The sequence below is a fragment of the Pseudoalteromonas sp. McH1-7 genome (assembly GCF_013366255.1).
Taxonomy (GTDB): Bacteria; Pseudomonadota; Gammaproteobacteria; order Enterobacterales; family Alteromonadaceae; genus Pseudoalteromonas; species Pseudoalteromonas peptidolytica.
The window spans coordinates 25,547-39,857 of sequence record NZ_JABWPQ010000032.1 but is presented as its reverse complement, the minus strand read 5'-3'; the positions used below and the strand labels follow the sequence as shown (position 1 = coordinate 39,857).

Here is a 14,311-nt window from a genome sequence, read left to right as displayed (position 1 = left end):
GAGTAAGGTTAACTGTGATAGAGTAGAGATAGGAAGGTAACCTAAGCTTTGGAGTTGACATGTCTATAGAAAAAGCGCGGATCACGCTATGTAACCTAGAAAAGTCCGATTATGACCAGGTGAAGCAGTTAATGGATGAAGCCTACCCTGATCTTGGAGGCGCATGGCCAAGCCACACAATCTTTAGGTTAATTGACCAATTCCCTGAAGGTCAAATTGGCGTGAAGGATGGTGAGCGAATTGTTGGTATCGCGCTGAGTGTGCAAGTCGATTATCAAACATTCTCGAATCCACATACTTACGAGGATATTGTGGATGCACATAGTCGAATTTTTAGTGATAGTAATGCAGATGCGTTGTACGGTCTAGATGTCGTTATCGCCAAAAGTCATCGCGGGCTGCGGTTAGGACGCCGGTTGTACGATGCCCGAAAAGAGCTGTGTCGTCAGTATAACTTGCGGGCGATCCTCGCTGGTGGTCGAATCCCATTATACAAGCAATATCGCCGCAGCATGTCGCCGATGGAATATATCAATAAAGTAGATCACAAAGAACTTCATGATCCTATTTTGAGCTTTCAGCTGGCTAACGACTTTCAAGTCAAACGTCTACTCAAGCAATATTTGCCGGAAGATCAAGATTCAGAAGGTTACGCGACGTTATTAGAGTGGAACAACATATTGTTTGAGCCGACAGATACAGTTATCGAGAGCAAAAAAACCATTGTGAGAGTTGGTGCGGTACAGTGGCAAATGCGTCGTGTGGAGTCGGTAGAGGAGTTGATGCAGCAAGTGGAGTACTTTGTTGATACGGTGTCAGATTACCAAAGTGATTTTATCCTTTTTCCAGAGTTTTTTAATGCTCCCCTGATGGGACTTGGCCAATACAAAAATCAAACTGAAGCTATTCGTGCTTTAGCCACTTATACCGAGCGATTTCGTGAAGCAATGTCGCAAATGGCAATCGAATATAATGCCAATATTATCACCGGCTCAATGCCATTGCTCGAAGGCGATAAGCTTTACAACGTCAGTTATCTTTGTCACCGCTCGGGTAAGGTCGATGAGCAACGTAAAATTCATATCACCCCACATGAAGACTATGATTGGGTGATAAAGGGTGGTGATAAAATAGAGGTGTTTGATACCGATGCCGGTCGTGTCGGGATCCAGGTTTGTTATGACGTCGAGTTTCCAGAGCTTTCTCGCATTATGGCTGAGAAGGGTTTAGACATCTTGTTTGTGCCATTTTGGACTGATACCAAAAATAGTTACCTGCGCGTTAGGCATTGTGCGCAAGCTCGAGCAATAGAAAATGAATGTTATGTGGTAATCGCGGGGAGTGTTGGTAACTTACCACAAGTGGAGAGTTTAGATGTACAGTATGCGCAATCGGCAGTACTCACACCATCAGATTTTGCTTTTCCACACGATGCTGCGCTTAACGAAGCCACTCCCAATACCGAGATGCTGCTATTCAGTGATTTGGATTTAGATAAGCTCAAAATATTGCATAGTGAAGGAACTGTGCGTAACTTACGAGATCGCAGAAAAGATCTATATTCGGTGGAGTTGAAAGCGCAGTAACGATGGCATGGATTTACTTAATTATGGCTGGCTTATTTGAGATAGGCTGGCCGGTTGGTTTGAAAATGGCGCAGCAAGCAGAGACGAGATGGCTAGGAATTTGTATCGCTGTCGGCTTTATGGCGCTCAGTGGATGGATGTTATGGATGGCACAAAAACAGATCCCGCTTGGTACGTCTTATGCTGTTTGGACAGGCATTGGTGCTGCGGGGACATTTTTGGTCGGGATCGCCTTTTACGGAGATCCCAGTACCTTTATGCGTTATTTGGGTGTGTTGCTGATTATCAGTGGCGTCGTGGTACTTAAGTTAGCATAACCAAAACTGCGGCGATGGCGATCAGCACCAGTCCCGCTGAATCACGCTTTTTTATCGGTGCCTTGAGCCACAAAACAGAGATAAGTAATGTAAAAAAGACCTCTACTTGGCCGAGTGTTTTTACATAAGCAACATGCTCAAGGCTCATGGCGCTAAACCAACCAATAGAACCAATACAGCTACTGACGCTAATTGCAGTGGTCAGCTTTCGGTGCCGCCAAAGTATCAACCATGACTGAGGCTCTCGCAGTGTCATATAAATACTCAACATCAGTGTTTGGCATAATAACACCAGCAGTAACGCCCAAGCTGCACTATGAGGAAAAGGTAAACCGGCGGCAATACTGGCCTCACGTACCCACAATGAAGTAAGCGCAAAGCAAGTGCCGCAAGCAAGCCCGATAAGTGCGGTTTTACATTCTACAGTGCGTAAACTAAAGCCACTGAGTAGCATCACAGCAATCGCGCCAATAAAAACGCCAAACCACCCGAGTAAAGTTAAGCTAGAACCAAAAAACAGCACACCTAACATAGCCGCAACCAACGCTTCGCTTTTTGCCAGTCCAGCACCGATGGCATAGTTATTTTGCTTGAAAAGCACGACCATCAATCCCGTTGCTAAGATTTGCATGACGCTGGCACCAAAGACATAAAAGAGAAAATGTGTGGAAATGGCAAGCGGTGCTACTGGGTTGAATTGGTAGAGTAGCCACAAATATAACAGGGCTAGGGGACTTGCAAGAATAAATCGCGCGAGGGTAACACTGGCCGTTGAGGCACTGGCGCTCAACTGGCTTTGAAAAGCATTTCGCCAAGCTTGCGAGAAAGCGGCTAACAGCGTGAATACGATCCACATTATACTTGAGCTCTAACAGTCGATGATGCAGCTCAGCATACAATAAAGACTCAATTAAGCATAAATGAATTATAATAATAGTGAAAATAATTTATTTTACTATCAATGGACTAGCCCAATTTTACTTGTGCAGTCTGACGACAAAATAGCGCTGCGACAATTTGCCACATTTTAAATCTGAAAAATCGAGCTAAGATTAATATCGATGCTACGAGATTTGGCCATAGGTAAGAACCGTTGTTCTAGCTTATGGCTTTTCTTTTTTTAACTATTCTGCTCTACTGAGAGTCGCGATATTAATAGTTGAAGGAGTATCTTTTGAACATCTTAATTATCTGTGCAATTCTTGCCATCTTATTACCTTACTTTGCCAAAATTCCAGTCGCAGTGGCAATGAATAAAGAAGGTGGTTACGACAATAAACACCCTCGAGAGCAACAAAAAAGATTAACGGGGCTTGGTGCCAGAGCGCTTGCGGCACATCAAAATTGTTTTGAGTCATTAGCCGTTTTTGCAGTGGCCATGGCGGTTGCATTTGGCACCCAAACTTATACTCCTTTGATTGAGTGGTTAGCCATCGGGCATGTTACGGCTCGGGCGCTGTATTGTGTGCTTTACTGGCTGAATATCGATGTACTTCGCTCTATTGTATGGGCACTTGGTATGGGATGTGCTGTTGCAATCATTGTTGTGTGTGGGTTGTAGTTTGGGCAAAGAAGTCAGCTGCAATTTCTTTTATTTCACCACTATCAATCTGTAATTGTGTCAATTGTAGTGCTGCAATCCGGACGCGATGCAAATCAATAACGTGGTAGCCACAATAATGCGCCATTTTTCTTATTTGCCGATTGAGGCCTTGGCGCAAAATAATCTTAAATCGATCGGGGGCAATTTGCTCTACCACACACGGTAAGGTGACTTGTCCTTTGATTGGTATGCCTGCTGCCATTTTGGCGCAAAATGCAGTATCAATAGGCTTGTCGACTTGTACTTCATATTCCTTTTCCTGATGTTGATCCGGATGGATCAGGCGTTGGCATAGCTCACCATCATTGGTAAGTAGTAATAGCCCTCGGCTATCTTTATCTAGTCGGCCAATTGGGTAAACACGACAGGACTGAGGTAAAACATGATAAATACTGTGCGGGTCGTGTGGCTTTACTTTACAGTCAATACCGACCGGTTTGTAATACGCAAATAGTCGTCTAGGTTCGGGCTTAGTAACAGCAATATTATCGACAGTAATATGGTCTTCAGGTGTGATGTGGTCGATATGATTGGCTAGGCGACCATTGACCATCACGCGTTGACTATCAATTAGACGCGAAGCCTGTCGCCGTGAGCAGACACCACAATGGCCGAGATATTTTGCTAAACGCATTGGGTAGGACATAAACTGAATTGAACTGTTATTGAGCACCATGCGTATTGTAATGTATCTACTTGTAAATTTGGATCTCTTTGCTGAGCATGGCGATATTATTTTCAAAACTAAAACACCATCAACCACTACAAAAAGTCATTGTTCATTCGATAGATTTGGCGCTTTATCAGGTGAGTGTAGTTGTAAACAACGTAGAGTATTATGTCAAAGAGGAAAATGGTGAGTTTTTAAAAGCACATAACCCACTGCAAATTCAAAAACGTCTGTCTGATATTAGCTACGTGGAAATGGTGATAAGGCATCAAAGTGCCTACGATGAAATGATAGGGCATCCCGTCTCGGCTAGCGATAACACCTTGGAAGTTCCCTTCGGTCGAAATGGGCTGTTTTAGCCCACCGTCAGGTTATGCCTCATTGACAACGAGGCATATGAGTAGACAGTACGTCTGCAACAGCCGTTGCAAAGTCACGCTGGTGATTGATCCCATACTGTAACAACCTAGTGTCTTTGAGCGCACAGTTTTTTGGCCGCTTGGCGTCACCACTCGGTGTCGCTCGTGAAGTCACAAGATGGCTTGGCACATCTAGTATTTGCGCCATGATCGTCGCCATCTCGTATTTAGTGAATGCTTGATTGCCACTAATATGGATGATTCCTGTCACGTCTGGGTTGGCGATAACATCATTGAGCGTTAATGCAATATCATCGACATGTGTTGGATAACGGATAGCCCAGTGGTCATGGCTAGCACTTGGGGAATCAAGTAGCTGCTGGGCAATAATAGTGACCGCAGACTCTTCCAATGTCGTCACTTCTCCATATAACACCGGCACCCTAACAATGGTATGTAACTCACTGTCCGCTATAATTGCTCGTTCTGCAGCCTGCTTTGTTTCACCATAAAAATTAATCGGGTGCGTTGGGTCTGACTCAAGGTATGGGGGGGATGTACCGTCAAAAACATAATCGGTACTGATAAAGAAAAAGCGGATCCCCCGTTGGCGGCATGTTTTAGCTAGAAACTCTGTTGCAGCCACATTGAGTGCCAACGTCCCTTGGTGGTCACGCTCACAGTACTCGGGTCTTCTTTCGGCAGCGGCGTGGATCAAGTAGTCAGGCTGGTGTGTGTCTAAAAAGCTTAGCACCGCTGTTTGATCTCCTAAGTCTAATTGGTGTAACGGGGCCACTGCACGGCTAAAACCACACCCAATAACTGTGTGGTGGTGGCTTATTTTTTGGCACAGTGCGCGACCAAGTAAACCTGTTGCACCTGTGATCATAACAGTCGACATGATGATGCTATCCTTCATGAAAAAAGAGTTTGTACAGTAGCAAAATCGCAATAAAAACTACAGGTTCATATTGGTTTGCGTTAAGTTAATGTCAGGACAAAGAACAAGGAAAAAAATGAATAAAAAAGTTTTGTTGGCAAGCCTAGTCATATTCTCCTCGCACGTACCTGCTGCACAAATATGGATGAAAGGCAGTGACTGTGACATTAACGAGAGTGCAACGGTTATCAATATTTTTCGGCAGCACTTTGATTCAATCACAACGTTAATGGGAAAAGAACCCCGTAGAGAGCAAATAGAAACAGTCGCCACTGACTTGCTAGATGGAGTAAAACGGTCACTATTTGAGGCGCTGATCGAGAAATCTGAAGAGCAAGGTCGCGACTTAATCATAGACAAAGTGGTACTAAAAGAGAGGTTAAAAGATAATGGAAAACTTGTCGCTGTATCAGGGCGCATATTTGCTTATCCTGTGATAGCATGCCGCACAAAAACAGCCATCACGGCTGATAATTATGAAATGATTACCGCGACTGCTTTTTCCAAAAAGACACACACAGTTTCATCTCAAATTACAATTGATCTTAACGCCAAGCGTGCTGAGCAAAAGGTGACCCAAGTTAAAGATACCGCAATTACACCCACAGAGGTATTTGGGGTAGCCTTGGGTGATACCTTTGCTACCGCAGAGCAGCAAATAGGGCGCTTTACACTCGTATGGCCGGTTAACAGTCACCAAAAACTAGCCACGATTGGCCGTAACCACGCATTCTTGTTTGAACACGACAAGCTGGTAGGTTATCAATATGCGTTTACCTTATTGCCCGTAGCATTGGCAAACTTAATTAATATCCACGATATTGATGCCAAGGTGCAAGTCGAAGATGAGTCTCTTGCTATTATCAATCGACCTTTGAGCCAACATCATGTCTCTGTGCTAACTGCACGCTATGCTAATGTCGCTTTCTTTCAAGAGGGGAGATATACCAAAACTCCAAACACTAAGTTGTCTGAGTTAACGATAGGTCGCTTTCACATTGATGAGCCGACTACGCCACCCTGTTATCAAGGTAAAACAGATATAGACTTGTTTATCGAGCAGCAGCAATCTCATCTTATTCAATGGCAAGATGTTGAACGCAAAACAATATTGTATACGGGGTGCCATCAGCTTATGGAGTTGAACAAGTTAGGTAAAGTAACCTCAGTAAAACTACAAGAAGCATGGTCTTTGCGTAATGCCAACTTGATTGGTTTGGCATCAATATCTCAGGTGCTATTACCATGGCAGTTTTATGGTATTAGTTATCTTGATCCACAAAGTGCGGCGTCAAAACTAGGTAAAGTTGAACGTTTTTATGACACCATAGAGGTGGCTGCACCCAAGTGGGTGGGTCACTTTAAGGCATACGAAGGGCAGTTGGTTTCAGCTGAATTTGAGAAGATGTAGGAGCATGACGCCCCTACACTTACATCATGGCGGTTAAGCCGTTTGCTCAGTGAGCGGCTTTTCAGATTGTTTCTCCCAATGCTTGGTTTTTAATCCAAGCACACCTACAAAAACACCAATACCGATTGTGAATAGTGCAATTTGCAGATAGAGGTTTGGAAGATCAGCGATATTATTAGGGTCGAAGCTGCCTGCTAGTAGACCTGAGAAAATATTGCCAATAGAGTAAGTTAGTACGAATACCCCCATCATCTGTCCAGCAAAGCGCTTTGGAGATAACTTACTGACTGCACTAAGTGCAACCGGACTTAGACATAGCTCGCCAACCGTATGAAGAAAATAAGTTGTGATCAGCCACATAGGTGCTACTTTCAAGCCCTGTGCAGCATATTGAGAAGCGAAAAACATGACAATAAAGCCACTTGCCATAATAAGTAATCCGATTGCACATTTAATACTGTAGGTCGGCGTTATCATGCGCTTAGCTAAGTTAATCCAAAGGGCGGCAAAAAACGGTGATAGGATAATGATGAAAAAAGCGTTAGTTGACTGAAACCAAGCTGTAGGAATACTGAAGCTGCCGATCAGGCGGTCTGTATAATCTCGGGCGAATAAGTTCAGCGATGAACCTGCTTGTTCAAAGCCAGACCAAAAGCACGTTGAGGCTACGCAAACCAAAAATAATGCCCACATACGGCGCTTTTCATTGTCATCTAAGTTACCAGCAAAGTAAATGTAGCCATAGTACAAGAAAAAGGTGATCGTAAAGGCGATAGCGACATATTTTGCCAGTATAACGGGGTCGATGATCAGTACACCGGTAAAGGTGGCAATTGTCACAGCAGCAACAGTCGCAACGGCAAGGGCGATTGCACCCCATGCTTTAGTACTTTGGCTGGCTGACATAGGGTTGGTTGGAACATGGCCAACAGTTGCAATGTGACGACCTGTTAAGCGGTAAGTGATAAGGCCAATAGCCATACCAACAGCCGCAGCGCCAAACGCCCAATGCCATCCGATATTTTCCATAAAATAGCCACAGACCATATAGCCAATCACAGAGCCTAAGTTGATACCCATATAGTAAATGGCATAGCCACTATCTCGACGGTTGTCTTCATCACTATAAAGTTGGCCAACCATTGCGCTGATGTTTGGCTTTAATAATCCAGTCCCACAGGCAACAAAAATGAGCCCGACAAAAAAAGAAAATTGGCTGGGTATGGCAAGAATAATATGGCCGATCATAATGATAATACCGCCATACCAAACGGCACGTTGGCCACCGAGCAAGCGGTCAGCTATCCAGCCTCCAGGCAACCCTAAAAAATAGACTGAGCCGGTATAGAGACCATAAATTGCAGCAGCTGATGCAACTGTAAAACCAAGTCCTTCTTGTTGTAAGGTGGCGGTCATAAAAAGAACGAGCATGGCGCGCATGCCATAGTAACTCATGCGCTCCCACATCTCAGTGAGAAAAAGAGTGAGTAGGCCTTTGGGATGGCCAAAAAAGCCCACATCACTTGTGGTGTCCTGTGATGACATAATTTACTTCCATTATTATCGTTTTTTGGAAGTCAATATTAGTACGTTATTCGAGCACTGAATGCAACCACAGTAGAGAAACATTACATCATGTTTTTTAACATCTGTATGTTATCTATTTCTATATTTGCTAATCCTTGATAGCGGTATTGAGTAAAGTTATTGCGCAGCCAGACGCTTGATGCACCTGCGCGATGTGCACCTTGGACGTCCGTATCTAGGCTATCACCTACATGGAGTAACTGTTCTGGTGTAATATTAAAATGCTGACAAGCAAGGTGATAAAGTTCAGGGTGAGGTTTAGCACGACCATCAATGCCAGCGCGAAGCACTAAGTCAAAGCTATTCCTTAGGTTAAATTTCTCTACCTCTACATTACCGTTTGTGATGGCGATAATATGAAACTTACGACGTAATTGTGTGAGTAAGTCGATAACGGAGTCGCTGACGACAATATTGCTACGGGCATCTGCAAACGCTTGGTAAGCACGTTGAGTAGCATCTGCTGCTGCATCATGTTCATATCCCAGTATGGTGAAACCGAGATGGAGAGCAGCTTGACGCCATCGAGTGGCGTTTTCCGCCAGCGTCCGGTCTTGTTTGAGCGCTTGATCACGACACTGTAACCAAAATGTTTCCCCTTTGGCACGCCATTTTGGGATAGCGTTGAGGTGATCGGTCATTGCTTGAACCGCAGCAATAATAATTGGGCGGTTATCGTATAGCGTGTCGTCTAAATCAAAACTAATCGCGCGGATAGTTGAAATAGGCTTATTAAATCGCATGATTACTCGTCTTTTTGTTTTTTCGCTCTAGGGTGAGCACTATCATACACTTTTGCTAGATGTTGAAAATCTAAATGGGTATAGACCTGCGTGGCTGACAAACTAGCGTGACCAAGCATTTCTTGGACTGCTCGCAAGTCGCCACTAGACTCAAGTAAATGGGTGGCAAAAGAGTGTCGCAGTTTATGTGGATGAATAGGTGTACTTATCCCTTGCTTCAGCCCCCATTCTTTCATCCTTGCGCGCACATGCCGTGGACTTATCCGGCGCTTTAATTTGCTGACAAAAAGCGCAGGCTCTTCTGGCGGAGCATACTGTGAACGGATATTCAGCCAGTCGTCTAATGCGTTGAGCGCTTTGCCCCCAACGGGAACAATACGGGTTTTACCACCTTTACCTAACACTCGGATCTCGCCATCTTTCACATCTAATAGGTTTGCACCAACTAACTCGCTCAGCCGTAACCCACTGGAGTACATTAATTCCATCATGGCTTTATCACGAACAGCTAAAGCATCATCTGATGGAATTTCTAATAATTGCCCCATTTGGTCGACATCAAGGTTTTTTGGTAATGGCTTTTGAAATTTAGGGCCTCGGATCCCTTGTGCCGGGTTTACGACAGCTTGCTTTGATTGCGATTTTAGTTTTAGAAACTTGTATAAACTGCGGATACAACTGAGTTTAAGGTTGATGGTTCTGGGGTTGTAATTTTGGCTTCGCAGTTTCATGCTGTAGCGACGGATCTGTTCGCCACTAACTTGTTGCCAAGCACTGGCGTACTGGCAAAAATATAAGGCTGCTTGAGTGAGTTGCGTCCGATACTGGTTCAAGGTGTGCTCAGAGTAGTGCTTTTCATGGCGAAGGTGTGCCATAAAGGCGGTGATTGGCTCTGCCCATTCATCGGTTAGCGGCGTTTGGGTCATGCCAGCGCTTCGAGTTTTAGCGTTAACGTTTGGATAAATGCTGCGATCAACATATTATCATGCTGTGGTGAGAAGTGTTCAGCTGAGCGGCTAGCAAACGCGAGAATGTAGTTCCCTTGTTCCGATGCCGAAATGCGATATAGTGCAACGGAGCCAACCTCAAAGTCGCTAAATAGTTGTGCTGCAAATTGCTGGCTGATACGACCGAGATAGCAGTTACTGCTGGTTAGCTTCGCTGTAACCAATTCAGACACTGAGTCGTCAATACTGATAAGCTTACATTGAATGTCGCTGTAGGCATCAAAGCGTTGTGCCAATGTGTCATTAATCGCGTTTAGCTCCGTACAGCGCATGATGGCCAGCTGGCATTGCGTAAGCTGCTTGAAGATCAGCTCATTGGCCGTTGCATGTTCAATCATGTCGCGGATCTGCTGTTTTAGCGTGTCGACTTCCTGTCGCAACAGGCGCTGTTGATGCAAGGAAAGGTCAGGTAATCCTTGCTGTTGGTGGTGTAATTTCAACTCCAACATAAGATAGGGATGGCGCAATAAAAAGTCAGGGTGCGCGCGTAGGTATTCTACAACGTGTTGCTCTGTCACCTCGCTTTCTTTTTGGGTCATATCGCTATTTGTCCGTCAAAAACGTGTTCCGCCGGTCCGGTCATTTTCACCACTTGGCCTTGACCTGCCCAGCGCACCTGCAAGCTGCCGCCAGGTAGGTCAACCCTAACCGTTTCATCCAGCTTTCCTTGCATAATACCGGTAACTACAGCAGCGCAAGCGCCAGTGCCACATGCCAAGGTTTCACCCGCACCGCGTTCCCACACCCGTAACTTTATATACTCTCTAGATACGACTTCCATAAAGCCGATGTTGGCTTTTTGTGGAAATCGTTCATGGTGTTCTAGTAAAGGACCAAGCGTGTGAACATCTGCGGTGTCAATACTGTCCACAATGATTACACCATGTGGGTTGCCCATCGATACGGCACTACAGAACACGGTATGTTCATCAGCTCTTAAAATATAGGTGTTTTCTTGCTTATTTGCACGAAACGGAATGGCTTGTGGATTCGAATTTGGCTTGCCCATATTGACTGTCACTTGACCGTCTTTCTCGATGTACAGAGTAATATTGCCCCCTTTGGTGGATACATTCACCTTGTGCTTATTGGTGAGTCCCTTCATCCGTACGAAACGGGCAAAGCAACGAGCACCATTACCGCATTGTTCAACTTCATTACCGTCAGCATTAAAAATACGATAATGAAAGTCCAAGTCGGGAGAGTAAGGCGCCTCGACCATTAATAACTGGTCAAAGCCAATGCCAAAATGGCGATCTGCAAGCTTTTTTATTTGGTCTCGAGACAAGAATACATTTTGAGTGACATTATCTATCACCACAAAGTCATTGCCTAAACCGTGCATTTTTGAAAAGTTTATAAACATAGAGTGGTTATCTTTTGGTATAAAACCATGTCCTCACTTTGCTAATACTTTGCCATGGATACATCGACTAGGGAAGCGGCTTAATGTAAAGCTTTATGCTGCCCCCTAGGTTATGTACTAAGTTGGGTTATTGTGGCAGTAGTTGTTCATATTGCCACAGAGACTCTAGTGGTTCTCTTTGGCGAATTAAGTGATGCTGGTCGTTATCCACCATAACTTCTGCACAACGAGGGCGAGAGTTATAATTTGAGCTCATGGTAAAGCCATAGGCACCAGCACTGCGTTGTGCTAATAGATCACCTGCTTTTAGTTTTAGTACTCGGTCTTTACCTAAAAAGTCACCTGTTTCGCATACAGGGCCAACCACGTCATAATTTATCGACTCTACATCGTCTCGCGGCGTGACTGGCACAATATTTTGCCAAGCTTGATATAGCGACGGGCGCAGCATATCGTTCATGCCGGCATCAACAATTGCAAAGTGCTTGTGTGCAGTTGGCTTAATAAATTCGACTTTAGTGACTAGAACCCCCGCATTTGCCGCGATGGCACGACCGGGTTCAAAAATAAGTTCTAGATCAGTAAATTGCTCCAGTCTGGCTTTAATTTCTGCAGCGTATGCACTCGGGTGCGGTGGTTTTTCACCATCATATGGTACACCAAGGCCGCCACCAATATCCAAGTGATGTAAGTAAATCCCCGCTTTTTCCAGCTGTGTGATTAGCGCAAGCACTTTATCTAAAGCGGCTAAAAATGGATTAACCTCAACTAACTGAGACCCGATGTGGAAGTCGATCCCAACTACTTTTAAGCCAGGTAGGGCATAGGCGAGCTGGTACACATCAAATGCAGCCTTGATATCAATACCAAACTTATTTTCTTTCAAGCCCGTCGAAATGTAAGGGTGAGTCTTCGCGTCAATATCCGGGTTTACGCGCAATGAAATAGGCGCGATTTTATCTAGCCTAGTCGCTACTTCACTGATCCGGTGAAGCTCTGCAATCGATTCAACATTAAAACACTTTATACCAGTATCAAGCGCAAACGCGATTTCATCTTCTGTTTTTGCGACACCAGAAAAGACGACTTTTTGTGGATCTCCACCGGCTTTAAGTACACGAGCAAGTTCACCCTTTGACACAATATCAAAACCAGAACCAAGCTGAGCTAAGACATTCAAGACGGCAATATTGGAGTTTGCTTTTACTGCATAGCACACTAAGTGGGGATGACCGGCTGCGGCATCCGTAAAAGCGTGATAATGCCTAGCGAGGGTTTTTTTCGAATAGACATAACAGGGAGTACCATATTGCTTGGCTATATCGCTAATCGAGACATCCTCTGCAAATAACTTACCATCTCGGTAATTGAAATAATCCATTTTAACGCTCCTGTTGTTCTGCTGCAGGCTGGTTTGCTTGTTCTACTTTCGATTGGTTTGATTTTTTAGCCTGTTGCTCAGGCAAATAAAGCGGACCGCTTTGACCGCAACCCGATAATCCGATTAAAGTAGTAAAAACAAGTGCCGTTACGCTAAATTTATAAGGTGTCGCTTTCATTAGATAATTCGTGTCAGTGCCTTTATAATCGCAGAGTAACAGAATTGATAAAAAAAGCAGCTTTTCGCTATTGAAATTTCGTCTTCATCAAATTGCTCAAATAGCGAGTTAAGCTTAGGCACCATGCCGCAGTGCGTCAGTAAGAGGAAATCACGATGACAGAAAGTGAATATCATGAGTTAGCCGATGCGCTAATGTTGACTATTGAAGAGCAGATCGATGATTGTGACGCTGATTTAGATTACGAATCAGCAGCGGGAATTCTAGAGATTATTTTCCCTGACAAGAGCAAAATTGTTATCAACAAACAAGCACCATTGCACCAAGTATGGGTGGCGACTAAGTTTAATGGTCATCACTTTGAATTGCGTGGTGATCAGTGGATTGATAATCGCTCCGGTGCTGAGTTTTGGCAATTTATGAGCGACGCAGCCACGAAGCAAGCAAACACCCCTATAGAGTGGCAGCACGATTGATGTTGGAGTTTGTAGAACACCCCGCCGTGGGAGAGCATAAAGCGAGCATCATTTGGTTACATGGCTTGGGCGACTCAGGTAATGGCTTCTTACCGATTGCACCTGAGCTAAACTTACCAGGTGAATTAGGCGTAAAATTTATTTTTCCACATGCACCAGAGCAGCCGGTCACCATAAATGGTGGTATGGTCATGCGTGCTTGGTATGATATTAAATCATTTGATCTGGATAAAAGAGCGGATGAGCAAGGTGTGCGAGACTCTTCAGCTCAGGTTGAAGCGTTAATTCAGGCACAGTTAGATAAAGGTATTCCAGCTAACCGTATTATTCTTGCTGGGTTTTCTCAAGGTGGCGTGATTGCGCTTCATCTTGCACCGCGTTTGGCTGTAAAACTAGCTGGTGTCATGGCACTATCCACTTATATGTGTGTGCCTGAAAAACTGAGTGCAGAAGCGAAGCAAACTGAACTTGCGATTTTTATGGCACACGGTAGTGCAGATCCAGTGGTTCCAATGTTTGCTGGTGAACAAGCCTTTAATACATTAAAGCAGCAAGGTTATGAGGTAAGCTGGCAAGACTATCCCATGGAGCATCAGGTTTGTCTTGAAGAATTAAAAGCCATTCGTGCTTGGCTTATTGAAAGACTGAGTGATTAATATCACTTAGTATCACATGCAGGTGACAGAT

17 protein-coding genes are annotated in these 14,311 nt (G+C 44.4%); 7 read left to right on the top strand and 10 right to left on the bottom strand.

The window, feature by feature from the left end; all coding sequences use genetic code 11:
* Nucleotides 1–59 precede the first annotated feature (59 nt).
* Entirely contained in the window at nucleotides 60–1,586 is a 1,527-nt protein-coding gene (locus tag HUZ36_RS19205; protein ID WP_125253605.1) for a carbon-nitrogen hydrolase family protein, read from the top strand.
* Between the two features lie 2 nt (nucleotides 1,587–1,588).
* On the top strand, nucleotides 1,589–1,903 hold the full coding sequence (locus tag HUZ36_RS19200) for a DMT family transporter (protein WP_128731190.1): 315 nt from the start codon (nucleotides 1,589–1,591) through the stop codon (nucleotides 1,901–1,903).
* Here HUZ36_RS19200 and HUZ36_RS19195 read toward each other — a convergent pair.
* The gene (locus tag HUZ36_RS19195) at nucleotides 1,890–2,759 is read right to left on the bottom strand and encodes an EamA family transporter (RefSeq protein ID WP_176033724.1); all 870 of its coding nucleotides are present in this window, start codon (nucleotides 2,757–2,759) and stop codon (nucleotides 1,890–1,892) included. The genes HUZ36_RS19200 and HUZ36_RS19195 overlap by 14 nt on opposite strands.
* Nucleotides 2,760–3,077: 318 nt before the next feature.
* Here HUZ36_RS19195 and HUZ36_RS19190 point away from each other — a divergent pair, with 318 nt between their 5' ends.
* The gene (locus tag HUZ36_RS19190) at nucleotides 3,078–3,464 is read left to right on the top strand and encodes an MAPEG family protein (RefSeq protein WP_125253608.1); all 387 of its coding nucleotides are present in this window, start codon (nucleotides 3,078–3,080) and stop codon (nucleotides 3,462–3,464) included.
* On the opposite strand, the gene HUZ36_RS19185 is transcribed toward HUZ36_RS19190, so the two are convergent.
* The gene (locus tag HUZ36_RS19185) at nucleotides 3,442–4,152 is read right to left on the bottom strand and encodes a pseudouridine synthase (protein ID WP_176033745.1); all 711 of its coding nucleotides are present in this window, start codon (nucleotides 4,150–4,152) and stop codon (nucleotides 3,442–3,444) included. The genes HUZ36_RS19190 and HUZ36_RS19185 overlap by 23 nt on opposite strands.
* Before the next feature lie 77 nt (nucleotides 4,153–4,229).
* On the opposite strand from HUZ36_RS19185, the gene HUZ36_RS19180 reads away from it, so the two are divergent.
* Complete coding sequence (locus HUZ36_RS19180) at nucleotides 4,230–4,535, top strand: DUF6482 family protein (protein ID WP_128731192.1); 306 nt, start codon at nucleotides 4,230–4,232, stop codon at nucleotides 4,533–4,535.
* Nucleotides 4,536–4,554: 19 nt separating this feature from the next.
* Here HUZ36_RS19180 and HUZ36_RS19175 read toward each other — a convergent pair whose 3' ends face one another.
* The gene (locus HUZ36_RS19175) at nucleotides 4,555–5,436 is read right to left on the bottom strand and encodes a dTDP-4-dehydrorhamnose reductase family protein (protein WP_176033723.1); all 882 of its coding nucleotides are present in this window, start codon (nucleotides 5,434–5,436) and stop codon (nucleotides 4,555–4,557) included.
* A gap of 115 nt (nucleotides 5,437–5,551) precedes the next feature.
* On the opposite strand from HUZ36_RS19175, the gene HUZ36_RS19170 reads away from it, so the two are divergent.
* On the top strand, nucleotides 5,552–6,886 hold the full coding sequence (locus HUZ36_RS19170; RefSeq protein ID WP_176033722.1) for a hypothetical protein: 1,335 nt from the start codon (nucleotides 5,552–5,554) through the stop codon (nucleotides 6,884–6,886).
* A gap of 33 nt (nucleotides 6,887–6,919) precedes the next feature.
* Here the strand turns inward: HUZ36_RS19170 and HUZ36_RS19165 are convergent, their stop codons facing one another.
* From HUZ36_RS19165 to lptM, 7 genes are all read right to left on the bottom strand, one after another.
* On the bottom strand, nucleotides 6,920–8,431 hold the full coding sequence (locus HUZ36_RS19165; protein WP_176033721.1) for a peptide MFS transporter: 1,512 nt from the start codon (nucleotides 8,429–8,431) through the stop codon (nucleotides 6,920–6,922).
* An 83-nt stretch (nucleotides 8,432–8,514) separates the two neighbouring features.
* Nucleotides 8,515–9,216, bottom strand: coding sequence for an HAD-IA family hydrolase (locus tag HUZ36_RS19160; protein WP_176033720.1), 702 nt, complete (start codon nucleotides 9,214–9,216; stop codon nucleotides 8,515–8,517).
* A 2-nt stretch (nucleotides 9,217–9,218) separates the two neighbouring features.
* Nucleotides 9,219–10,142, bottom strand: a complete 924-nt coding sequence (gene xerC / locus HUZ36_RS19155; protein WP_176033719.1) for a tyrosine recombinase XerC — start codon at nucleotides 10,140–10,142, stop codon at nucleotides 9,219–9,221.
* Entirely contained in the window at nucleotides 10,139–10,762 is a 624-nt protein-coding gene (locus HUZ36_RS19150; RefSeq protein ID WP_147389220.1) for a DUF484 family protein, read from the bottom strand. The genes xerC and HUZ36_RS19150 overlap by 4 nt, the downstream gene beginning before the upstream one ends.
* Entirely contained in the window at nucleotides 10,759–11,589 is an 831-nt protein-coding gene (dapF, locus tag HUZ36_RS19145) for a diaminopimelate epimerase (protein ID WP_125253616.1), read from the bottom strand. The genes HUZ36_RS19150 and dapF overlap by 4 nt, the downstream gene beginning before the upstream one ends.
* Before the next feature lie 127 nt (nucleotides 11,590–11,716).
* Nucleotides 11,717–12,970 (bottom strand): diaminopimelate decarboxylase, encoded by a 1,254-nt coding sequence (gene lysA / locus HUZ36_RS19140; protein ID WP_176033718.1) that lies wholly within the window; start codon nucleotides 12,968–12,970, stop codon nucleotides 11,717–11,719.
* Between the two features lies 1 nt (nucleotide 12,971).
* Complete coding sequence (lptM, locus tag HUZ36_RS19135; protein WP_128731199.1) at nucleotides 12,972–13,148, bottom strand: LPS translocon maturation chaperone LptM; 177 nt, start codon at nucleotides 13,146–13,148, stop codon at nucleotides 12,972–12,974.
* Nucleotides 13,149–13,303: 155 nt separating this feature from the next.
* Here lptM and cyaY point away from each other — a divergent pair, with 155 nt between their 5' ends.
* Together cyaY and HUZ36_RS19125 are read left to right on the top strand one after the other, a co-directional pair.
* Entirely contained in the window at nucleotides 13,304–13,624 is a 321-nt protein-coding gene (cyaY, locus tag HUZ36_RS19130) for an iron donor protein CyaY (protein ID WP_125253619.1), read from the top strand.
* Nucleotides 13,624–14,280, top strand: a complete 657-nt coding sequence (locus tag HUZ36_RS19125) for an alpha/beta hydrolase (RefSeq protein WP_176033717.1) — start codon at nucleotides 13,624–13,626, stop codon at nucleotides 14,278–14,280. Before cyaY ends, HUZ36_RS19125 begins: the two co-directional genes overlap by 1 nt.
* Nucleotides 14,281–14,311 lie beyond the last annotated feature (31 nt).

Bases quoted from the DNA above. Each gene is read 5' to 3' on its own strand.
- HUZ36_RS19205 (WP_125253605.1), top strand. From the start codon at position 60: ATGTCTATAGAAAAAGCGCGGATCACGCTATGTAACCTAGAAAAGTCC.
- HUZ36_RS19200 (WP_128731190.1), top strand. From the start codon at position 1,589: ATGGCATGGATTTACTTAATTATGGCTGGCTTATTTGAGATAGGCTGG.
- HUZ36_RS19195 (WP_176033724.1), bottom strand. From the start codon at position 2,759: ATGTGGATCGTATTCACGCTGTTAGCCGCTTTCTCGCAAGCTTGGCGA.
- HUZ36_RS19185 (WP_176033745.1), bottom strand. From the start codon at position 4,152: ATGTCCTACCCAATGCGTTTAGCAAAATATCTCGGCCATTGTGGTGTC.
- HUZ36_RS19180 (WP_128731192.1), top strand. From the start codon at position 4,230: ATGGCGATATTATTTTCAAAACTAAAACACCATCAACCACTACAAAAA.
- HUZ36_RS19175 (WP_176033723.1), bottom strand. From the start codon at position 5,436: ATGTCGACTGTTATGATCACAGGTGCAACAGGTTTACTTGGTCGCGCA.
- HUZ36_RS19170 (WP_176033722.1), top strand. From the start codon at position 5,552: ATGAATAAAAAAGTTTTGTTGGCAAGCCTAGTCATATTCTCCTCGCAC.
- HUZ36_RS19165 (WP_176033721.1), bottom strand. From the start codon at position 8,431: ATGTCATCACAGGACACCACAAGTGATGTGGGCTTTTTTGGCCATCCC.
- HUZ36_RS19160 (WP_176033720.1), bottom strand. From the start codon at position 9,216: ATGCGATTTAATAAGCCTATTTCAACTATCCGCGCGATTAGTTTTGAT.
- xerC (WP_176033719.1), bottom strand. From the start codon at position 10,142: ATGACCCAAACGCCGCTAACCGATGAATGGGCAGAGCCAATCACCGCC.
- HUZ36_RS19150 (WP_147389220.1), bottom strand. From the start codon at position 10,762: ATGACCCAAAAAGAAAGCGAGGTGACAGAGCAACACGTTGTAGAATAC.
- dapF (WP_125253616.1), bottom strand. From the start codon at position 11,589: ATGTTTATAAACTTTTCAAAAATGCACGGTTTAGGCAATGACTTTGTG.
- lysA (WP_176033718.1), bottom strand. From the start codon at position 12,970: ATGGATTATTTCAATTACCGAGATGGTAAGTTATTTGCAGAGGATGTC.
- lptM (WP_128731199.1), bottom strand. From the start codon at position 13,148: ATGAAAGCGACACCTTATAAATTTAGCGTAACGGCACTTGTTTTTACT.
- cyaY (WP_125253619.1), top strand. From the start codon at position 13,304: ATGACAGAAAGTGAATATCATGAGTTAGCCGATGCGCTAATGTTGACT.
- HUZ36_RS19125 (WP_176033717.1), top strand. From the start codon at position 13,624: ATGTTGGAGTTTGTAGAACACCCCGCCGTGGGAGAGCATAAAGCGAGC.